The sequence below is a fragment of the Paenibacillus popilliae ATCC 14706 genome (assembly GCF_000315235.1).
Taxonomy (GTDB): Bacteria; Bacillota; Bacilli; order Paenibacillales; family Paenibacillaceae; genus Paenibacillus_B; species Paenibacillus_B popilliae.
Window position 1 is genome coordinate 1 of sequence record NZ_BALG01000047.1, and the last position, 19259, is coordinate 19259.

Here is a 19259-nt window from a genome sequence, read left to right on the forward strand (position 1 = left end):
CTTACAGAACAAGCCATCCATGAAGATTTTCATGGAAAAACCTTCTCGAACCAGACCCATCGAAGCACCAGCGATCCGGATTCCCGCCTGTACAGATACCGTCACGTGCAGAAAATGCGAGTTCGCTGTGAACACGTCTTTGCAGAGGCGAAGAACGTTCACGGAATGAACCGAGCCCATAGCCGAGGATTGGAGCGCATGCAGGAGCAGGCCACGTGGACAGCCATTGTCCAAAATTTGAAACGACTCTGCCGGTTTAAGAAAAAACGGCCAGTAGGCGGTAGTTCCGTATGCGTAAATTCCGTCGGAGATGCGGTTGAGGTGCTCACAACACATTTACTCGCCCAACTACGATTTGCTTTTTGCCGTCCTTGTTACGGCTCAATCTGACCTCGATAACCTATTTTTCACCAGACTTCTAGAAGAGAAGGGTTTGTCCACCGGTTCAATTCCCTCTATGCCAGATCAAGAGGCAGAGCGCTGCAGTATACACATCAGAAGGGCGATCCAGGCCGTGATATGGGCTTGCAGAATCGCCTTCTCCTCATGGCTTCATCCGCCAAATCCTCCCCTTCTGTTGGCAAGCCGTGCCCCGGCTATGACCCAACGGCGTATCACATGGAGAGCCGACTCCTGCTTGCCGGTGATGGAGGCATCTAGCAATACGAAATAGATGTAAGCCTCCTTTGTATAATTGTCCAAAACAGTACCTAAAATGAAATAGAAATGGTGGAAGGAATATAAGGTTGCTATTCCAATTCTGGAGCAGCTTCCAAATGAACGCTGGTGAATAATATCGTTTCCAAGAGCGGCACATAGAGTCGTCCTGTTTCAGGATGGACAAGGCCATGAAGTCCAGGAGTTTACGGATCTAAGAACCATCTTTGCAGAACAGGTCGCTGAGATCTAAAAAAACATTGGGACATCGGCGTGTCCAGCTAAGGACAACTTCTTGTCGGTGAAAGTCCGACCGGGAGAAAAGTCCCGCTCCCGTAGCCTGAGAGGACGCTTTCGCATTTCTGGGGTTTGATTTACGAAGGGTTCAGAAGCGGAGTTTACTGGGGAGATGCTGTAATAATTTGCAAATTAGGGTTGTCAATTGTCGCTGCATCGTATATAATTTAGGCAAATTATTTATATAGACGTTGAGCATGAAGCACATGCCATCCCTTGAACGGGTGGGGTGTGCTTTTTTGTTGTCTGTTGATGCTTGCCGGATGAGGCAGGGCTTCAACATGTATTGACGCCGTCGAATAAGGAAGGAGAGGGAACGGATGCAAGTAAGAGTTTACGCCGTAAGAACAGTAAGAACAGAGTGCGGATGGCATATGGGGATGACGTTGGACTGGCGCGTAGATGCAGGCTACTGGCTGGCGGAGGACGGAGGGAAGGGAAGAGGGAGGAAGCTGGTCGTGCTCCAGCCTGCGATGCCGATATGTATCGGGTTGGCGGTGCTGGAGGACTTCGCCGAGTGCAAGGAGATGGATCAGTGGGGGTAGAGAAGCTGGACAAAATACTACCGCGATGCGCTGCATAGCTATCGTGGATTGTTGCACCTGCTCACCGATTCCGATCACCATGGGGAGGAGGAATGGCTCTCGGTGATGATATTGGGATGGCCGGATACGGAGCCGAGTGCACAGGTGGTAAGGGAACGTCGGCACGAAGCGTATTGGGCAGTGGAAAGCACGGCTGTGTATTATCGTACTGAAGGGAGAGTCGCGCGGCGTGCGCCTGCCTTCGACCGGCTGCCTTGGGATGCAGGTCACGGAGGAAAGATCCAGTCGCCAGCGGAAACGGCTCGTCGAAAAGAATTTCGCCCTACGGGTTCGACAGAAGCGGCGAAGCGTTTGAAACGGGACTATGAAGGCGTTCAGTGCCTTCTCTTGCGTTCTGCGGATGTTTACTTGACATTACGGGCGGCTTCGAATAATACACTTATTCGGGCACGCGGGATTCAGCCACGGCGGCGCTGCAGGACATGCTGCATACGGGATCAAGGCAAACAAAAACCTCCGGCTTCCATGAAGGAAGTGGAGGTTTCTTCGCGTCGGGGCGGTGCAGCTTGGGAAGGGCGGCGCTATTGCCGCGTCGGCTCCTTGAGCGTCTTGCCGAGCAGGACCATGAGCCAGATGATGGCGGCGCCGACAATCGAATGCCCTAGTCCGGCCAAATGGTTCAGGCCGTTCATGTCTCGGCCGAGCACCTGCAGGATGCCGCGCGTCGCCATCGTGCCGATCGTAACCAGCATGCCCGCATTATACACATAGTACCATGCCGTAAATGAGCGGACCTCGTGCACGCGGAACAGGCGGGCCAGGATGAGGAGCACGAGGAAGAAGAGAAAGCCGAGCACAAGCATGTGGGTATGCAGCGGCTTCAGCATGGTATAGTCCGTAAAACCGTTCACCTTGGTGAACTCTCTGAAAAAAACACCGGCTAGCAGCCCGAATACAGCATAAATAAATGATGTCACATATAGCTTTTTCATGGTGCTTACCTCTCTCCATATCATTTCTCGTCAGGCTTGAAAAATATTGGGGACCACGGATGACAATCTAATACAGCACTTCAAATCCGGCGGCCGTCGTCGTGGAATGTCGCTCCCCTCTTTACCTTATCCATTACGATACCATCTCGCATGCGGCAATGACAAGAAGACGAGACGCTGAAATGTGCTGAATTGAAGTGCTCCGGAAGAACGAAGCGGAATCGGGGAAGTCATGTCCCCAAAATAAGGCGCGTGCCGTGGACAATGATCCAAGAATCACCGGGCGTCATTGAGTATGTATAAACAAGAAGCTCGTAGACGAAAGGGGATAGGCGCATGGAAGGACGGCAGTTAGCTAGCAAATGGCTGAAGACGGAAGCGCTGCTTGGAAATCCGCAGGTTGCGGATCATATCCCGGCAACGCGGGTGTACAACACCTCCAATTTGCATCAAATGGTGAACCAATACGGATTTGTCGTGATCAAGCCGATCGTGGGCGGCGGCGGAACCGGCGTCATCAAAGTCACTATGGAAGGCAGTAATTATGCGTACACCTATATGTCGAAGACGCGCTCTTTTACCGGGTTCGATGCGTTGGTCCACTCGCTCTCCACAGTGAAAAAGAAGCGAAGGTACATCATTCAGCGCGGCATCCGGCTGGCTTCGATTAGCGGGAGACCGATCGATTACCGGGTCAAATTGGTGAAGACGAGGGGAAGATGGGTCTGCCGGGGCGTCGTTGGCAGACTGGCGCGCCATGGCCTCTTTGTGACGAATCTATGCCGGGGTGGGACGCAGCTCAGCGGGTCAGAAGGTCTTCGCCGCTCCTTGTCCGGCAAGATGGTCCGATTGAAGAAGCGGCAGATGCTGCATATTTCGCGGAGGTGCACCCGAATCCTGGAGGCGAAGTACCCGGGCATTAGCCAACTCGGCTATGATTACGGGATTGACAAATCCGGACACATCTGGATTTTTGAAGTGAATACGCGCCCGCAATAGCGAACATTCGCGATGCAGGCGGCTTCCGCGCTTACGGTCAATAAACGTGATAGATTTCATTTGGGATGAACAAGATTATGATTAAAGATTTTTATCCAAAATTCAACAAAAATAGATGTGAATAAAACTATCCACATCATCCCCAGTGATTTAAGTCCTTTTTCGACGGTTATCAACAAGTTAAACACATATTTTCCACAGCCGGTTGTGGATAACGGAACGCTTGTTCCTGAGAAATCAACCATGATATGATGATGGGGCATTAAGGAAACTTTAGGAAAGGTTGTGATTTAGGATGGCTTTGCTCTCCGATGAATTGCTTATGGATTCCTATGAGCAGGCAATCAAGCTGGGTCTAGATGATGACTTCATCGCGCTGCTGCTTGCCGAAATTCAGAAACGCCGCCTGCATCCGACCCTCTTCCCCAAACCGGTGTGCAGATAGAATAGCCGGTTATTCGTGATCCTTACTCCCAAGACAGGCCATTGACGGTTGAGGACGTATTACAGTGTTCACAATATAAGATATGCACACACAACCGGTTGCTAGAACGATCCTTGATATGGATCGGAAGCGTGTCATTGGCGTCCACCGCTTGGAAATAAGGAGAGTAGGGTCCATAATAATCTTCCAGTTTGCCGCTGTCGACGGCTGGGTTCAAACAGTTCGGACATTGAAGCATGTGGCTTGTTATGCCGTTGCATAGTGGACAAACATGAAACAAGGGTATCCTCCTCCATTAGACACAGAATAGGAGTAGGATACCCTTTCTTTCCTTTTCTTATGACAAACCGTTATGCGCCGCCTGGCGGGCAGCTTACATCTTCATATTGCTGCTGTGGCCCGGGGACAGCTTGGCCGTTGGATCGATATACACCTTCGCGTTATTGACCGCAGTTGGCGCTTCGCCGAAGCCGACCGCAATCAATTTCAGCTTGCCTGGATATGTCGTAATATCGCCTGCCGCAAATATGCCTGGAATGTTGGTCTCCATCCGGGTATCGACGCCAATCGATCCGCCTTCAATGTTTAATCCCCATTCGGCAATTGGCCCCAATGAGGATACGAATCCGAAGTTAACGATGACCGCATCGATATCGATATCCATGGAGCCTGTGCTCTTCGTATCGGTGATGGTCACCCGTTCCACACGTTTCGCGTCTCCATGCAAGGCGGTAATCTCCTTCGGCGTCAACACCTGTACCTTGGAGTTCATCAATTGCTTGACGCTGTGCTCATGGGCGCGGAATTTGTCGCGGCGGTGAATCAAGGTCACCTGCTCCGCAATCGGCTCCAGCATCAAGGCCCAGTCTACGGCGGAATCGCCACCGCCGCTGATCAGCACGCGCCGACCTGTGAACTGCTGCAGATCGCTGACGAAATAGTGAAGGTTCGACTTCTCGTACTTCGCGGCTTCCGGCAGCTCGAGCCGACGCGGTTCGAAGGCGCCCACGCCCGCGGTAATGATTACTGCCTTGGCGTGATGGACCTGCTTATCCGTCGTAATCGCGAAGAAGCGCTCGTCAAGCTTCTCGACGCGAAGCACTTTCTCTTCCAAGCGCACGTCGGGGTGGAAATGCTCCATCTGCTGCTTGAGCTGAAGGGCCAGTTCCTGGGCCGTAACCTTCGGGAAGCCTGCTACGTCGTAAACGTATTTCTCGGGGTACAGGGCTGCTAATTGTCCTCCTAACTGAGGCATGCTCTCAAGCAGCCGTACGGATGCTTGGCGCATGCCACCGTAGAAGGCGGCAAACATTCCGGCAGGACCGCCACCAATAATAAGAATATCTACAATATCTTGTTGTACAACTGGTTGTGAATCCAAGGCAGAGCACCTCCAAAATGACGATGTCTGACCACGTGATCATGGTCATTGTGTAATCCGGCACATTATCCATTATAAACCTAGTGTGGAGAGAAGGAAACAATGCATATTGAAAATGGTCCATTTTAATGTCAGTGGTTCTCACCTATGAAAGGTAGTACAGGAACGTAAGGAAGAACACGACATTCCAGCCTATTAAATCATAGTTCAAAAAACCAACAAAGTAAAACGCTTACATTTAGAACTCAGAAAAATGATGCTTGTATTTTTGCTGGAAACTCGATATCATTGCAGGTGGATTGGATACAAAGTTCGAAAAATTGTCGATGATGCAATTCATAGCGGCGCATCTTTTTTTACAATATCGCGCAGGCACTCGTTTGTTTTTTTGTGGCGATTTTCACATTTTCATATAGATGGGCGTCGAAGCACAGCCGATTCTGTTCCTGTGGGTCCACAGAGTCGGCTCAAGTTGATTTACCCGACTGGAAGGAGCAAATTACGATGAGCAACATACCTAAAATCGTCATTTTAGGCGCGGGTTACGGTGGCATCATGGCAGCTCAGCGGCTGCAAAAAGAACTGAATTTCAATGAAGCGGATGTAACGTTGGTCAACAAACATGACTACCATTACTTCACGACTCATTTGCATATGCCTGCTGCCGGTACAGACTCCTTTGAGAATGCGTATGTATCGATTTCGAAGCTGATCGACGAGTTCAAGATTGATTTCGTCAAATCGACCGTCAAAGAAATCCGCGTGCAAGACAAGAAGGTTATTTTGGAAGACGGTACGCTGTCCTTTGATTATTTGGTCATCGGCTTGGGAGGCGAGCCGGAGACATTTGGCATTCCGGGTCTGGGCGAGTATGCGTTCAGCATTCGCAGCATCAACTCGGTTCGCATCATCCGCGAGCATATTGAGCATCAATTCGCTCTGTTCAAGCAGGATGAGAGCAAGAAGGAGCGCCTGAGCTTTATCGTCGGCGGAGCGGGCTTCACCGGAATTGAATTCGTAGGCGAATTGTCCGATCGCATTCCACAGCTATGCAAGCAGTTCGATGTCGATCCGAAGCGGGTACATATTTATAACATTGAAGCGGCGCCGACAGCGCTCCCTGGCTTCGATCCGGGACTGGTCGAATACGCGATCGACGTGCTGAAGAAGAAGGACGTAACCTTCAAGCTTGCGACCGCAATCAAGGAATGCACGCCGGAAGGCGTCGTGCTCGCGACCGGCGAAGAGATCAAGGCGTCCACCGTCGTATGGACCGGGGGCATCCGCGGCAACCGTCTCATCGAGCAAGCCGGCTTCGAAGCGATGCGCGGCCGTGTCAAGGTGGATGAATATTTGAGAGCGCCTGGCCATGACAACATCTTTATAATCGGTGATAACTCGCTGATGATGAACCCGGCGAACGATCGTCCATACCCGCCGACGGCGCAAATGGCGATGCAGCAAGGTCCGGTATGCACAAGCAATATCATCGCTTCCATTCGCAATCAACCGCTTAAAAAATTCGAGTTCCATAATAAAGGGACCGTAGCATCTCTGGGCAAAGGCGAAGCGATCGGCGTCGTCGGCTCGAAGAAGCTGAACGGCTTCTGGGCGGCGCAATTGAAAAAAGTGATCGACATTCGCTGGCTATTCACGATCGGCGGCATTTCCCTGGCGTTTCGCAAAGGGAAGTTCTTCTAAGCGATGCGTCATTGCAGCGTGCAGGTGCGCGGGCTGCTGACCCGCCCCGAATTGGATCGCTACAACGCCTTGATGGAGGTCGGAGCGTATCTGGAGCAGCAGAACCGCTACGATCTAGCCTATATGGTTCAAAAAGAAGTTGATCTGCTCATTCAACCGGCGATCGAACGGCTGAAGGAGAAAGGAAGAATGCGGGATCGCATGATGGCGGAATATTTGGCTTCTTTGCAGGATGAAGAAGATTGATTCAAGATAGGCACAACGTCGCCGCAGCTCGATGTGGCGGCGTTTTTTTGATAATAATTTAAAACTCATTCTTGGAAGCATAAGCATGGAACGCAAAAAACGGGAAGTCCCTGCGGGCTTCCCGGTCCATGCTTTTACGGCTAGTGTAGATAATGCTAGACCTTCATCATGTCATTTAGCATTTCCGGCGTGAGCAGGTTCCCGACGTAGAAGGAGCCGAACTCGCCGAAGCGGGCACTCACTTCATCGAAGCGCATCTCGTAAACCAGCTTCTTGAATTGCAGCGCGTCATCGCTGAACAGCGTGACGCCCCATTCCCAATCGTCCAGGCCGACGGAGCCGGTAATGATCTGCTTCACCTTGCCGGCATAGCTGCGGCCAATCATGCCGTGGCTTCGCATCATGGCGCGGCGATCGTCCATCGACAACATGTACCAGTTGTCGGAGAGATCGCGCTTCTTGTTCATCGGATAAAAGCAGATATGCTTGCTCTTCGGCAGCGTCGGCTTCAGCCGGGCCGCCATTTCCGGATTATCCATCGGATCGCCGTTCGCCCCTGGCTTCGCCATATAATTGCTTAGCTCGACAATGCTCACGTACGAATAAGTAGGAATCGTATATTGTGCGAAGGAGGTTTTGTAGAAGGCCTGCTCCATCGCGTTCAATTCTTCTAATGTCTCACGCAGATGGAATTGAACGAGATCGGCCTTCTGCCCGACGATGCTGTATATGGCGGTGCTTCCCCGCTTCTCTTCTTCTGCCTGGATCCAATCGGACCAGAGCGATTGCAGCTCGTCTAGCGCATGCGCCCGTTCCTCGTCATCCGCCTTGTTCCACTTCGTCCAGTCGATTAAGCGAAAATCATGGAGCGCATACCAGCCTTCCAGTGTTAATGCAGCTTCATTCATATCGTGAACCTCCATTGCCTTAATTATATAAATATATCTTCATCGTCAAACATTCACAAGGCCATTGTAGCTAATCTGTCAGTCCAGGAGCAACTTGAAAGTGATAAATGTCACTAAATGTTCGTTGATTTTTAACTTCTCTGCCAGTACACTAATACTAATCAAGGTAAATTGGTTAATTTTGGATACAAGACAGGCCGACGGGGTATCCATGTGGAGATAGGTTACAAGAGGGGGGGATGAAAGACATGATGGGATGGATTATGGTCACCATTTTGATGATACTTTTCTTCGTCATGATGTTCGGGATCGGATTTATTTTGAACATGCTGATGAAGACGACCTGGTTCCCAATCGGATTTTATATCGTTGTTGTGCTGCCGGCGTCCATTTGGATACTGTGGAAGAGCGAACTGTCCTTTATCAGAAATATCGGAAGCTACGGTCTTGTCGATTATTTGACGGCATTGGCGGGACTGGCCGGAGCCTTCGTCAGCGGCAAGACGATTGACGTTCTTCGCAAGAGCGGATACAAAATGTTCTGACATAGTTTGCTGGGCGGGGAATGGGGTTCCGCGCCTTTTTGGATAGAGTGGAATCGCGGGCCGTGAACTGCTGAAGGGGATGCTTCAGCGGTTTTTTTGTGGCATCATGTTGAGGCTTCTGGGCGGCGCTCGGGGAGGCTATATCCCCCCAGGAGGACACAATGATGCAGTGATGATGGCAACAATGGCCTTCCCGAAGTCTTGACTCATGCTGAGTCCGGTTATCCCGAGCTGCTGCCGATCGAGGCGCTGCATGCCGACAAGGTGGCGCCGCAGCAGGCTCGCAAGCCGATGGCTCGGACCGGGAGGAAGCGGCCTGGACGGAAGAGCAGCGGATGAAGGTCGAGCTGGAATGATCCGAGTTATTGTCCCGGTTATCCCAGCCGGTTCGCCAGGACGAGGTCGAGAAGGATCGGCTGGAGCGACGTTATGCCGAATTGCTCGAGCTGCGCCGGGCGATGCGATGAGCGGGAGATTCGAATCGGCCGCTACGGCTGTGGCGGCCGGATCGGACTTGTGCACGGGGCGTCCGCAATAGCTGAACACCGGATTTTTCCCCCGGACGGTTCGTCTCAAGTATGTTACAATAGGTGAACGTGACGTGCACGGATGAAAAGGAGAGAGTGTCATGCGAATGTCCAACATGCATCATTTTACAGAGCATCATCGGTATGTGGCTTACCGGGAATTCAGCCTCAGCGAGCTGGATCGGAAGATGCTGTCCCACGTCTATCAGCCGATGGTCGGAGCATTCGCGATTGGGTTATATCACTTATTGTACCAGCATGCGCCTGCGGACCGCGTCGGCTACTCGGGCGTCGATGCGCAGCGCCGACTGTTTCTGCTGCTCGGTCTCGAGCCGAGCGAGAAGGGGCGGACCTATTTCGTCGAACAGACCTCGAAGCTGGAAGCGGTCGGATTGCTGCAGACCTCGCGGATGCTGCTTCCGGACATGGAGGAGTATATGTACGAATACGAGCTTCAACCTCCGCTGTCGCCCCATGAATTTTTCCAGACTCAGCATTTGACCCTGCTGCTGCGCGACTTTGTCGGCAAGTACGCCGTGCTGAATCTGAGGGAGCAATTCAGTACGGGCGAGCCGTTGGACGCGACGGTGAAGGAGGCGGAGCGCGAAAATATTTCAATTCCGTTCTATGAACTGTTCCGCCTGAACACGCAGGTGATTGACGTCGAGCTGGAGCAAGCGCTGGATGAAGTGGCGCCGAGCCGAGCGTCCGTTCGCCCTCCAGCGTCGACCGAGGAAGCGGAGGCGCCGGCCTTGAACTACGCCGACATTATTATCCGCTTCCCGAAGCAGTCGGTGAACCGCAGCTTCGTCGAACGGCTGCGCTATGACCGGGAAGGGATCGGCGTCATCAATTATGTTGTCCGCAAGTTCGGGCTTACGCTGCAGGAGACGGTCCGGCTTCTCGATGAAGACGACATCTTTGCGGAGGACGGCCGCATCGTCATCGATGAGCTGCAGCACCGGGCGCATCTGCACTTCCGCCAGAACAAGCGCCGTGGGGAATGGCAGGAGCGGGAGCAGCAGCGCATCGGTCATCTCGGGGAGGAGTCTGCGGCCCCGGAAGAGGAAGTCGCGGTCGAGATGGAATTCTATGTCGACGTGCCGCATCAGTTCAGCGGCAAATGTGATATACACCAATACAATATGATGCTTCGCAATACGCCGTACACCCAGTTGCTGGAGCGGTTTTTCCCGGGCGCGGTGCCGGACTCTTTTTTGGATATGTTCACCAAGATGGATATCAATTATAAGCTGCCGGATGAAGTCATTAACGTACTCATTCATTATTTGATGACCATGCTCGTGCAGGGGGGCGAGCAGCGGTTGAACCGCAACTTCGTCGAAGCGATTGTGTCTAATATGCTGGTGAAGCAGATCCGCACCTACGAGCAAGCGGTGATGTATATCCGCCAGCAGTCGCAGCTGCAGGAGGCGGGCGCGGCCCGATCAGGCGGCAAGGCCGCTTCGCAGCGGACACGCAGCCGTTACGGGAAAACGGCGAAGCCGGCGATTCCGATCGTGACCCGCTCGCAGGAGGCGCCTTCGTCGCTGTCGCAGGAGGAGATCGACGCCGCACGGGCGCTTGCCCGCAGATTGGACGGACAAGCCTAAGGCCGGCAAGCTTGCTTGCAGACTTCTACAAGATAAATATCGAAGACAGAGGATAAGGAGGGCTCCCGTATGGAGTCGATAGGCGAACTGTTGAAGCAGCTGCCGCTTGGCAGCCGGCGCGCGCAAGCGGAGCAGAAGATGGCCGAGCTAATGAACCATCCGCTCGTCGCCGAATTCCGCAGCTCCCATCCCGGGCTGGACGAGCGCAGCCTTCGCATAAATATGAACAAATTGTACCAATACGTGAAGGAGGCGGGGCATTGCAGCCAATGCCCGGGCCTGGAGCATTGCCCGAACGATTTCTACGGGCATTACACCCGGCTGAGCGCCGAGACGCTCAACGGCCAGGCGTTCATTCATGACTGCAAGGTGCCGTGCCAGAAGTGGATTGCGCATGAGCGCCAGCAGTCGATCCATAACCGTGTCCGTTCCTTTTATGTGGATGAGACGGCCCTCAAGCAGGGATATTCTGCCCGGGAGATGCTTGAGATCGACATGGAGCGGGCGCCTGCGGTCAAGAAGATGATGGAATATGTGATGCGGGCGAAGGAATCCGGGCTGACGCCGCACGGATTGTACCTGGTCGGACCGTTCGGGACCGGGAAGACCTTCCTGATGAGCTATGTGCTGTATGAGTTGGCCCGCGCCGGATATACTGGGGTGATTGTCTACATGCCGGAATTCGTCGAGGAGCTTAAATCGATGTTCCAGGAGCCGCAGAAGCTGCGGGAGACGATCGAGCTGATGAAAGAGACCGACCTGCTCGTATTTGACGACATCGGAGCGGAGAATATGTCGGCCTGGGTGCGCGATCATGTGCTCGGCTCAATTGTGAACTACCGAATGAACCGGAAGCCGACCTTCTATACGTCGAATTATGACACCAACTCGCTGCTGAAGCATTTCAGCTATACGCGCGACGGTGAAGATATTTATAAGGCGGAGCGCCTCATGGACCGAATTAGGCCGTTTGCGGACATTGTCCATGTGAACGGGCGCAACAAACGGGGAATGTAAGACACGCGGGAGCGTGTCTTTTTTTGCTGCATTGACAGGATGGGAAGGGCGAGGCATGCATCGCTTCATGCTTTACCGGCAATGTGGATCACTCAGGAACGGATTGAACGGTTCGGGTGCTTCCGCTTGACGATGTTCCCGACAGGCGGAAGCAATCCGGGCCTGCCCGCGGAACGACATAAGGCAATTGGATGTTACGACATAATGAACTTTACGATCACCATGCCGAAGAAGACGACGAACATAAACCCGAGCATGGCGTTGAACCCGAACAGCACGTCTGAAAAATCATTTCTCGGCTCTTCGTTGACATGTTCGCGAGGATCCATCGTATTGGCTTCCATTGGCGCTTCCTCCCATCAGTACGTCAAGTTACAATGACTTATATCACAACATGGACAGGTAATAAAACCTATTTTAACGCTTTTAGTATATCTAACGGCGGCGGAACTGTAAAGTCTGGGGCTTTTTAACGTGTGACAAATTTCTAACAAAACGCATTCCCCTCTGAATTCACATAAAAGTCCGACTTGTGGTATACTTAACTTGTTAACTTAGATATTCTGTTTTTCACGATAAAAGAGGAGGTTCTCTAACATGGCTATCGTAAATGTGTCCGACCAGACGTTCAAGACCGAGGTAGAAGGTCAGCAAGGCGTCGTTTTGGTCGATTTTTGGGCGCCTTGGTGCGGCCCTTGCAAGAGATTGGCTCCGATTCTTGAAGAATTGGACGGGGAAGTGAGCGGTCAAGCTACGATCACGAAGGTGAACGTGGATGAGAATCCGGAATCCGCTTCCCGCTTCGGTGTAATGAGCATTCCGACAATCATCGTGTTCAAGGATGGCCAGCCAGTGGATAAAGTGGTCGGACTGAACTCCAAGGATGCGCTCAAAGGCTTGATTGGCAAGCATCAATAAGCATCCGCTCGGATGAGCGTGCGATAGAAGAGAAGCCTTCCTGATTCAGGAGGGCTTCTTTACGTTGGGCAGAAGCGCGGCGTCCTCTTTTTTGATAAAATAGTGAAGTCATGCACCTTGCGCAACGGTACGAGCCCGTGTGCAGGAGGCAGGGCAGGAACCATGATGGGAAGGAGGGAGCCTCGTGTGAGTGACTCGGACAAGAACCGCCCGAACTGGCGCGCAGAGCGGTGGAAGGCCCGCTGGAATGAACGCTATGCCCCGGAACAGGAAGACGAGCTGGATGCCGAAGCGTTGACAGAACGCGCCCAGGCGCTGGAGCAGATTCACCACAAGCTCGCCTTGCTGCCCGATGCTCCAGGCTGCTATTTGATGAAGAACAGAGAGGGCACGATTATTTACGTCGGTAAGGCGAAGGTGCTCAAGAACCGTGTCCGCTCCTATTTCTCGGGCAGCCATGACGGCAAAACCCAACGACTCGTAGCGGAGATCCGCGATTTCGAATATATCGTCACCGGCGGCAATATGGAAGCCCTTATCTTGGAATGCAATCTTATTAAGAAGCATCACCCGCGTTACAATGTGCTGCTGAAGGATGACAAGACGTTCCCTTATATCAAAATTACGAATGAACGCCACCCGCGGCTTGAGGTGACGCGTCGGGTGCTGAAGGATAAGGCGAAATATTTCGGCCCTTATCCGAACGGATTCGCCGCCCAGCAGACGAAGAAGCTGCTCGACCGCCTCTACCCGCTGCGCAAATGCTCCACGATGCCGGACCGGGTCTGCTTGTATTATCATATCGGCCAGTGCTTGGCGCCGTGTGCGTACGAGGTGACCGAGTCCGAATACGAAAACATGCTGCAGGAGATCTCCAAATTTCTCAGCGGCGGACATGAAGAGATTAAACACGAGCTGCAGCGGAAGATGGAGGAGGCGGCCGAGGAGCTGCAATTCGAGCGGGCCAAGGAATATCGCGATCAACTGATGGCGATCGCGGCGATTATGGAGAAGCAGAACATCAATACATCCGACCAGGTCGATCGCGATGTGTTCGGGTTCACGGTAGACAAAGGCTGGATGTGCGTACAGATTCTATATATCCGTCAAGGAAAAATGATCGAGCGCCATACGACCCAATTCCCGTTTTATGGGGAACCCTATGCCGACTTTATGTCATTTGTGACGCAATATTACAGCGATAATCCGGCGGTGCCGAAGGAGATTCTGCTTCCGGATCCGGACAGAGCTAATCCGAAGCGGCTGGACGCCGATCCGCATGCCGACGAGAGCTTGGCGACGACGGAAGCATTGCAGCAATGGTTGAAGGTGAAGGTCATACTGCCGAAGCGCGGGTTGAAGAAGCAGATGGTCTCCATGGCGATGGAAAATGCGCGCGTCACCTTGGACGAGAAGTTCAAGCTGGTCGAGCGGAGCGAGGAGCGGACGCAGGGGGCTGTTCAACGGCTGGGGGACGCGCTCGGAATCGGCACACTTCGCCGGATCGAAGCTTTTGACAACTCCAATATCCAGGGGGCCGACCCGGTCTCCGCGATGATCGTCTTCACCGACGGCAAGCCGGACAAAAAGGAATACCGGAAATACAAAGTGCGCACCGTCGTTGGCCAGGATGATTACGAGACGATGCGCGAAGTCATCCGCCGCCGTTATGAACGGGTGCTGAAGGAGCAGTTGGACACGCCGGATCTCATTATCGTGGACGGCGGCCGCGGTCAGATGTCGGCGGCGCTTGATGTGCTTGAGAATGAGCTCGGCCTCGATATCCCGGTGTGCGGTCTCGTCAAGGACAACAAGCATAAGACGGCACAGCTGATGGCTGGATGCCCGCCCACCATCGTACCGCTTGCGCGGGACAGCCAGGAGTTCTACCTGCTGCAGCGCATCCAGGAGGAGGTTCACCGCTTCGCGATCTCGTTCCACCGCGAACGGCGGGCCAAGTCGATGGTCACTTCGGCGCTCGATTCCATTCCGGGCATTGGCGAGAAGCGGCGCAAGCGGCTGCTGAAGCACTTCGGCTCCTTGAAGAAAATACGGGAGGCTTCCGCCGAGGATTTCCGGGAAATCGGGATCGGCGAGAAGCTGGCGAACACAATCTTAGCCTCGCTTCGACAAGAGCAGGAACCACAGGAAGAAAAGCCGGATGCACCGGATATGGAGGCTGCCGATGTGGACAATGATGAATAAAAAGAAACAAGCGAAGCTTTGCAGGCCGTTCCTGCAAAGCTTCTTTTTAGAATCGAAGTCCAGGCCTTAAATTCAGGCCGGTTCCGGCAGATGGGATTGAGCTCGTTTGGAGGGCTGCTTCCCTTTTCGAACAGCAACGATCTCGTGATGGAATTCGGGTCCAGGGAAATTATCCCTATCGCCAGAGAAGTTCCCATTATCTTCGGGCTGTGCGCGACGGATCCGACCATTGAGTTAGAGCAATATATCGAATCCATTCGGCAGGGCTATGATCTGGAAGTGGATATGATCCGCAAGGCTCATGAGCTTGACGACCAAAGGGACAATCGGCGCAAAGACCGCGCTCACTCAAATTGAATCGCAACTAATCAAACACAGCATTGCGGAGGTTTGCTCTGCAATGCTGTCTCATCATGTTATTTATCCATTTTCTCAATATGAAAAAAAAAGAGATCCCCGGCTCGGCGTGACCGGAAATTATGCCCTGCTTTTGCTGTACTGGTGCAGCCTGCGTACGCCGTGCACGATCAACACCGGCAGTGCCAGGTAGAATACGCCGAGGCCGAGGCCGGGTGCTGTTCCCCCCAGCAGAAAACCCATGCTCATCAGCACATTGTCAAACATGAGATGGGCGAACATGGCGGTCCAGAAGCCATGGCGCAGCATTATCGCGAGAAACAGGAGCCCGATAATAAGCAGTTCCACCGGTCTCGAATAGTACGGGTAAATTGGATAGGTCACATGGCCGAAGGCCCAGATCAAGGTTGGAACGACGCCGGCTGCCCAAGGGTTCTTAAGCCAACGGTTCAGTAGGCCGGTCCCGAACCAGCGGAATACGCCTTCCTCCGAAATCGCGGCCATCCAGGCGAGGAACGGATAGAGGGCAGGTACGGTCAGATTGAGCGGTGACAGGGAGGCGTCGGTAGCCGACCAGACGCCGAAGCCGGTCTCCAGTATCAGGAAGATGACGCTCTGGACGCCGAGCAGCACGCCCGCATACAGCGTACCGAGGCGGAAGGAGCTGGTCAATGCATCGCCAAACGAACGATCACGCCAAGTCGGCAACAGCTCACTTCGTCCTGCCTGTCTCCATAAATACGAACCCGACACCAGCGAAAAATAAAGGAATAGCCCTTGCGTAACCGTAATGGCTCCCAGCAGGATGGGAATCACATTCAGATTCAGCTCCGTGTGGGGCACGTCGAACTGCAGTACGTCCAGCCCGGGTAACATATTCCACATATCAAGCAGAGAGATGGTGCACGACAGGATCGACAACGTGATCAGCGTGCCCGAGCCGAAGCGGATCCACCGCCGGTAATAGATGCAAGCCCACAGGGCGAGCAAACTTAGCCCAACCGACATCCACAGGTAGCCGTAGTGATATATGGAGCCGGCTGTCTCGGTCTGTGTCTGCTCAAGTGCCTGATAGTCGGACGGGATGCTCCAGACGGGGTGCAGCGCAACGACACGATCTGAGCGCAAGCGGACGACCAGTTCGAGCTGCGCAGCGCCGATCTCGCCCTGCTTGACAGTGTATCGCAGCTCATCCGGCCGGGACGGATGAACGCTCTGAAGCACTAGCCTGGATACGTCCCAGCCGAGCGCGATCAGCTCGCGGTCGGCGATCAGCCGTACCTTCTCTGGGGCGAGTGCCGGCGCCTCCGAATGCGGACTCCCCGGCATCGCGGCCAATTCATAGCCCACCACGCTGCCGCTTGTCATATGTACGTCCACCTTCAAAATGTCCTTCCCATCGGATGTCGTGACGCTGAGCAGGACTTGATACATTTCTATTGGAGCCTGTCCGTCCCAGGGAGCATAGCTGTCGGCCAGCCTTTCCCGGTTCATATAGCCCGACGCCAGCCTGTCGGTTTTATAGACGATCGACGGCTTCTGTTCCGATAGCATGATGCGGCTTCTCCACGGCTCGCGCCTTACAAATTCAACCGCCCGTTCAGCAGCTTCGCGCTTCGTTAAAAGCGTTCGCTCCTGATCTGGCCCGGTTCGGTTCGCATCCTGAAGCAAGGGAATAACAATTTGCAGGAGCACAAACACTACAAATCCAATGATTGAAGCCAGCAATAAGCGTCTTGTTACATGATGGGGCACAAAGCGTTACCTCCATTTTCCATTGCGTTGCTTCTCAATATTGTATTTACTTTGTTGATGAAAAGTCAAGACATCAAATTATGGAAGAAAACTAGCTATTCGCTGAAATAGAAAGCGTGAAAGATACAGTGGGAGATTAGGATAAGATGTAAGCGCTATTTAAAGCCTCTTTCCTGTATTTTTTGTTTATTTTGTGGCCGCATCGACTTTGTGCCCCTGTCGTGAAACGTATATAATCTCGTTATGAATTGAATATGGCCGAATTTTCGGTAATACGAAAACGGGGGATCCGATTTCTGCATTCCAGGGTTGCCAATAGAAGAAGAGTAATGGACGAAGGAGCAATACGAACATGGAGTTACAGCAATTTGCAGTCGTAGGGATGGGCAGGTTCGGGTCGAGTCTGGCCCAGGAACTGGTCGAACTCGGTCATCAGGTGCTGGGGATCGACAAGGATGAAGAGGTTGTATCGGAGATGAACAACGTCCTGACGCATTCCGTCGTTGCCGATGCGGCGGATGAGGATGTGCTGCGTTCGCTCGGCATCCGGAACCTCGATTGCGCCGTTGTCGCCATCGGGAATGATCTGCAGACGAGCATTCTCGTCAGTATTCAAATGAAGGAGCTCGGCGTCAAAAAAGTGGTGGCCAAAGCCGTCTCTGAGCTGCATGGGCGCGTACTGGAGCGGATTGGCGTCGATCGGGTTATCTATCCGGAACGGGATATGGGGATCCGGGTGGCTCACCAACTGGTGTCGCCGAACCTTCTGGATTATATCGAACTATCCAAAGACTACACGATTGCGGAGCTGAGTGTTTCCGGCAGCTTGAGCGGCAGGACACTCAAGGATGTCAACCCGAGAGTCCGGTACGGCTGCAGCATTGTGGCGCTGCATAAACCGAACGGCGTAATCATTGCTCCATCGGCCGAGGATGTCCTCCAGGACGATGACGTCATGGTCGTCATCGGGACGAATGCCCAGATTGATCATTTCGAAGATCAGATTGGGAAGCGCAAGTAGATATAAAGCCCTCCAGGCCATTGGGCAAGCCCTCATTTTGTTGACATAAAAAAAAGCCCCTAAGCTGCAAGCTGGCGTTGGTATTCTACCGGCGCCAGCTTGTTCCGCTTTCACCGTATTCTCTCGTGATCCCTTGCACAAGCAAATGGCTGTAGTGATTAATAGGGATAACTTATGAAGACTCCTCCGTGTATCAAATAATTACCTAAATATAATAGAAAGATAAAAAATATAAGTAGTAATTAAAAAATAGGAAAAAGCTCGGAAATCGCAATTGTTATTCCTGATCTTACGGGCACGCTGTATGCGAAGCTGGTATCCACAATTTCGAAATACTTCGCGGAGAAGGGCTACAGTGCGGCCAATGTCATTAAGTTAAGGATCAAGGTCAAAAATCAAGAATAAGAGCAGGTTATCGAAAAGATAGCCGGCTCTTTTTTTTATACGAAAAAGAAAAATAGGACTTAACAAGCAGATGATTTTCGCAAGAATGATCCTGTTCGTTTCACATGAACACTTTTTTAAGCGGATATTCCATCCGCTTTGTTTGCTGTATGCTTTTTCCTTGCTTGCACCAAAAAACAAACGACACAGGGCTTTTTCCCATGCCGTTTCAAATTCCATTTTTATTTCCGCCAATAAATTCTTCTTCTTCAGGAGATTCTTCATGTTCAGGAAATTCATTGTCTAACCATTGGTAATAATGTTGCAATTCGTGGGCTAAACTTTTCAAAATTATTAAAATAGCACCGGTAAATCATCTGGGCCGAGTTCTTCATAGGGCACACCCGCCCGCAGTATGATGAAGATGATGCGAAGCATCAGGTGAGCCAGTGCCATATTTGCTTTTTTCGGCCCTCGCCGCTTGACCAATCGGTAATAAAAGGAGGATAGCCGCGTGTTTTTTGTTTTGGCAGCAGCCCAAGTAGCCTGACATCGCACGGACTTTAATCCTTTATTCCCTTTACGGGTTCGGATACTTTTTTTTACCGGCGCTTTCGTTATTCCCTCCCCAAGAAGCAAGGTGCCCTTCCGACAGCCCATCAATGGATTTGCGCATGTCTGTTGCGCCGCAAGCCAGATAAACAGGTGAAGCGATGAAATTCAGCATAACGGCGTAAGGGCGGCAA

General features: G+C 52.5%; 20 protein-coding genes. 14 read left to right on the forward strand and 6 right to left on the reverse strand.

Translation table 11 applies throughout. The features are described 5' to 3' along the window. Both PPOP_RS20065 and PPOP_RS05345 read left to right on the forward strand, forming a co-directional pair. Nucleotides 1–390: transposase (locus tag PPOP_RS20065; protein ID WP_422730615.1), on the forward strand; the 390-nt coding region annotated here is incomplete at its 5' end. Between the two features lie 884 nt (nucleotides 391–1274). Then, nucleotides 1275–1499: a hypothetical protein gene (locus PPOP_RS05345; protein WP_006285076.1), complete on the forward strand. Its 225-nt coding sequence runs from the start codon at nucleotides 1275–1277 to the stop codon at nucleotides 1497–1499. Between the two features lie 581 nt (nucleotides 1500–2080). Here PPOP_RS05345 and PPOP_RS05350 read toward each other — a convergent pair. Beyond that, the gene (locus PPOP_RS05350) at nucleotides 2081–2491 is read right to left on the reverse strand and encodes a DUF2871 domain-containing protein (RefSeq protein ID WP_006285077.1); all 411 of its coding nucleotides are present in this window, start codon (nucleotides 2489–2491) and stop codon (nucleotides 2081–2083) included. A 336-nt stretch (nucleotides 2492–2827) separates the two neighbouring features. Between PPOP_RS05350 and PPOP_RS05355 the strand changes: the two genes are divergently transcribed. After that, on the forward strand, nucleotides 2828–3490 hold the full coding sequence (locus PPOP_RS05355) for a YheC/YheD family protein (protein WP_006285078.1): 663 nt from the start codon (nucleotides 2828–2830) through the stop codon (nucleotides 3488–3490). A gap of 295 nt (nucleotides 3491–3785) precedes the next feature. Beyond that, nucleotides 3786–3935, forward strand: a complete 150-nt coding sequence (gene sda / locus PPOP_RS05360; RefSeq protein ID WP_006285079.1) for a sporulation histidine kinase inhibitor Sda — start codon at nucleotides 3786–3788, stop codon at nucleotides 3933–3935. A gap of 373 nt (nucleotides 3936–4308) precedes the next feature. Here the strand turns inward: sda and PPOP_RS05365 are convergent, their stop codons facing one another. Next, nucleotides 4309–5316, reverse strand: a complete 1008-nt coding sequence (locus PPOP_RS05365; protein ID WP_006285080.1) for an NAD(P)/FAD-dependent oxidoreductase — start codon at nucleotides 5314–5316, stop codon at nucleotides 4309–4311. 504 nt (nucleotides 5317–5820) lie between these two features. On the opposite strand from PPOP_RS05365, the gene PPOP_RS05370 reads away from it, so the two are divergent. Next, nucleotides 5821–7017 carry an NAD(P)/FAD-dependent oxidoreductase gene (locus PPOP_RS05370; protein WP_006285081.1) on the forward strand — a complete coding sequence of 399 codons (1197 nt, stop codon included), beginning with the start codon at nucleotides 5821–5823 and terminating at the stop codon, nucleotides 7015–7017. Nucleotides 7018–7020: 3 nt separating this feature from the next. Further along, nucleotides 7021–7263: a hypothetical protein gene (locus tag PPOP_RS05375; protein ID WP_006285082.1), complete on the forward strand. Its 243-nt coding sequence runs from the start codon at nucleotides 7021–7023 to the stop codon at nucleotides 7261–7263. Between the two features lie 155 nt (nucleotides 7264–7418). Here the strand turns inward: PPOP_RS05375 and hemQ are convergent, their stop codons facing one another. Beyond that, nucleotides 7419–8171: a hydrogen peroxide-dependent heme synthase gene (hemQ, locus tag PPOP_RS05380; RefSeq protein WP_006285083.1), complete on the reverse strand. Its 753-nt coding sequence runs from the start codon at nucleotides 8169–8171 to the stop codon at nucleotides 7419–7421. Nucleotides 8172–8422: 251 nt separating this feature from the next. Here hemQ and PPOP_RS05385 point away from each other — a divergent pair, with 251 nt between their 5' ends. The 4 genes from PPOP_RS05385 (at nucleotide 8423) to dnaI (ending at nucleotide 11873) form a co-directional block, all read left to right on the forward strand. Then, nucleotides 8423–8716, forward strand: coding sequence for a YuiB family protein (locus PPOP_RS05385; RefSeq protein WP_042227536.1), 294 nt, complete (start codon nucleotides 8423–8425; stop codon nucleotides 8714–8716). 201 nt (nucleotides 8717–8917) lie between these two features. Then, nucleotides 8918–9055: a hypothetical protein gene (locus PPOP_RS22545; RefSeq protein WP_159101810.1), complete on the forward strand. Its 138-nt coding sequence runs from the start codon at nucleotides 8918–8920 to the stop codon at nucleotides 9053–9055. Nucleotides 9056–9344: 289 nt separating this feature from the next. Next, nucleotides 9345–10856, forward strand: a complete 1512-nt coding sequence (locus PPOP_RS05390; protein ID WP_006285085.1) for a DnaD domain protein — start codon at nucleotides 9345–9347, stop codon at nucleotides 10854–10856. Between the two features lie 69 nt (nucleotides 10857–10925). Further along, nucleotides 10926–11873: a primosomal protein DnaI gene (gene dnaI, locus PPOP_RS05395; protein ID WP_006285086.1), complete on the forward strand. Its 948-nt coding sequence runs from the start codon at nucleotides 10926–10928 to the stop codon at nucleotides 11871–11873. A 194-nt stretch (nucleotides 11874–12067) separates the two neighbouring features. Here dnaI and PPOP_RS20070 read toward each other — a convergent pair whose 3' ends face one another. Further along, nucleotides 12068–12217: a YqzM family protein gene (locus PPOP_RS20070; protein WP_093470979.1), complete on the reverse strand. Its 150-nt coding sequence runs from the start codon at nucleotides 12215–12217 to the stop codon at nucleotides 12068–12070. Nucleotides 12218–12470: 253 nt separating this feature from the next. On the opposite strand from PPOP_RS20070, the gene trxA reads away from it, so the two are divergent. From trxA to PPOP_RS20075, 3 genes are all read left to right on the forward strand, one after another. After that, nucleotides 12471–12791: a thioredoxin gene (trxA, locus tag PPOP_RS05400; protein WP_006285087.1), complete on the forward strand. Its 321-nt coding sequence runs from the start codon at nucleotides 12471–12473 to the stop codon at nucleotides 12789–12791. Nucleotides 12792–12977: 186 nt separating this feature from the next. Then, a complete protein-coding gene (gene uvrC / locus PPOP_RS05405; protein ID WP_305082442.1) occupies nucleotides 12978–14996 on the forward strand; it encodes an excinuclease ABC subunit UvrC in 2019 nt (672 codons plus the stop codon). A gap of 18 nt (nucleotides 14997–15014) precedes the next feature. Beyond that, a complete protein-coding gene (locus tag PPOP_RS20075) occupies nucleotides 15015–15353 on the forward strand; it encodes a phosphoenolpyruvate hydrolase family protein (RefSeq protein WP_267879054.1) in 339 nt (112 codons plus the stop codon). Nucleotides 15354–15473: 120 nt separating this feature from the next. On the opposite strand, the gene PPOP_RS05415 is transcribed toward PPOP_RS20075, so the two are convergent. Beyond that, on the reverse strand, nucleotides 15474–17108 hold the full coding sequence (locus tag PPOP_RS05415; protein ID WP_042227531.1) for a CPBP family intramembrane glutamic endopeptidase: 1635 nt from the start codon (nucleotides 17106–17108) through the stop codon (nucleotides 15474–15476). Nucleotides 17109–17460: 352 nt separating this feature from the next. On the opposite strand from PPOP_RS05415, the gene PPOP_RS05420 reads away from it, so the two are divergent. Next, entirely contained in the window at nucleotides 17461–18129 is a 669-nt protein-coding gene (locus tag PPOP_RS05420) for a potassium channel family protein (protein WP_006285091.1), read from the forward strand. A gap of 375 nt (nucleotides 18130–18504) precedes the next feature. Here the strand turns inward: PPOP_RS05420 and PPOP_RS05425 are convergent, their stop codons facing one another. Beyond that, the gene (locus PPOP_RS05425) at nucleotides 18505–18753 is read right to left on the reverse strand and encodes a hypothetical protein (RefSeq protein WP_148277835.1); all 249 of its coding nucleotides are present in this window, start codon (nucleotides 18751–18753) and stop codon (nucleotides 18505–18507) included. Nucleotides 18754–19259 lie beyond the last annotated feature (506 nt).

Excerpts from the sequence above, each read along its gene's own strand:
- hemQ (WP_006285083.1), bottom strand. The coding sequence starts at position 8,171 with ATGAATGAAGCTGCATTAACACTGGAAGGCTGGTATGCGCTCCATGAT.
- PPOP_RS05370 (WP_006285081.1), top strand. The coding sequence starts at position 5,821 with ATGAGCAACATACCTAAAATCGTCATTTTAGGCGCGGGTTACGGTGGC.
- PPOP_RS05355 (WP_006285078.1), top strand. The coding sequence starts at position 2,828 with ATGGAAGGACGGCAGTTAGCTAGCAAATGGCTGAAGACGGAAGCGCTG.
- PPOP_RS05350 (WP_006285077.1), bottom strand. The coding sequence starts at position 2,491 with ATGAAAAAGCTATATGTGACATCATTTATTTATGCTGTATTCGGGCTG.
- sda (WP_006285079.1), top strand. The coding sequence starts at position 3,786 with ATGGCTTTGCTCTCCGATGAATTGCTTATGGATTCCTATGAGCAGGCA.
- PPOP_RS05385 (WP_042227536.1), top strand. The coding sequence starts at position 8,423 with ATGGGATGGATTATGGTCACCATTTTGATGATACTTTTCTTCGTCATG.
- dnaI (WP_006285086.1), top strand. The coding sequence starts at position 10,926 with ATGGAGTCGATAGGCGAACTGTTGAAGCAGCTGCCGCTTGGCAGCCGG.
- PPOP_RS05375 (WP_006285082.1), top strand. The coding sequence starts at position 7,021 with ATGCGTCATTGCAGCGTGCAGGTGCGCGGGCTGCTGACCCGCCCCGAA.
- PPOP_RS05420 (WP_006285091.1), top strand. The coding sequence starts at position 17,461 with ATGGAGTTACAGCAATTTGCAGTCGTAGGGATGGGCAGGTTCGGGTCG.
- trxA (WP_006285087.1), top strand. The coding sequence starts at position 12,471 with ATGGCTATCGTAAATGTGTCCGACCAGACGTTCAAGACCGAGGTAGAA.
- PPOP_RS05345 (WP_006285076.1), top strand. The coding sequence starts at position 1,275 with ATGCAAGTAAGAGTTTACGCCGTAAGAACAGTAAGAACAGAGTGCGGA.
- PPOP_RS05425 (WP_148277835.1), bottom strand. The coding sequence starts at position 18,753 with ATGGAATTTGAAACGGCATGGGAAAAAGCCCTGTGTCGTTTGTTTTTT.
- PPOP_RS20070 (WP_093470979.1), bottom strand. The coding sequence starts at position 12,217 with ATGGAAGCCAATACGATGGATCCTCGCGAACATGTCAACGAAGAGCCG.
- PPOP_RS05390 (WP_006285085.1), top strand. The coding sequence starts at position 9,345 with ATGCGAATGTCCAACATGCATCATTTTACAGAGCATCATCGGTATGTG.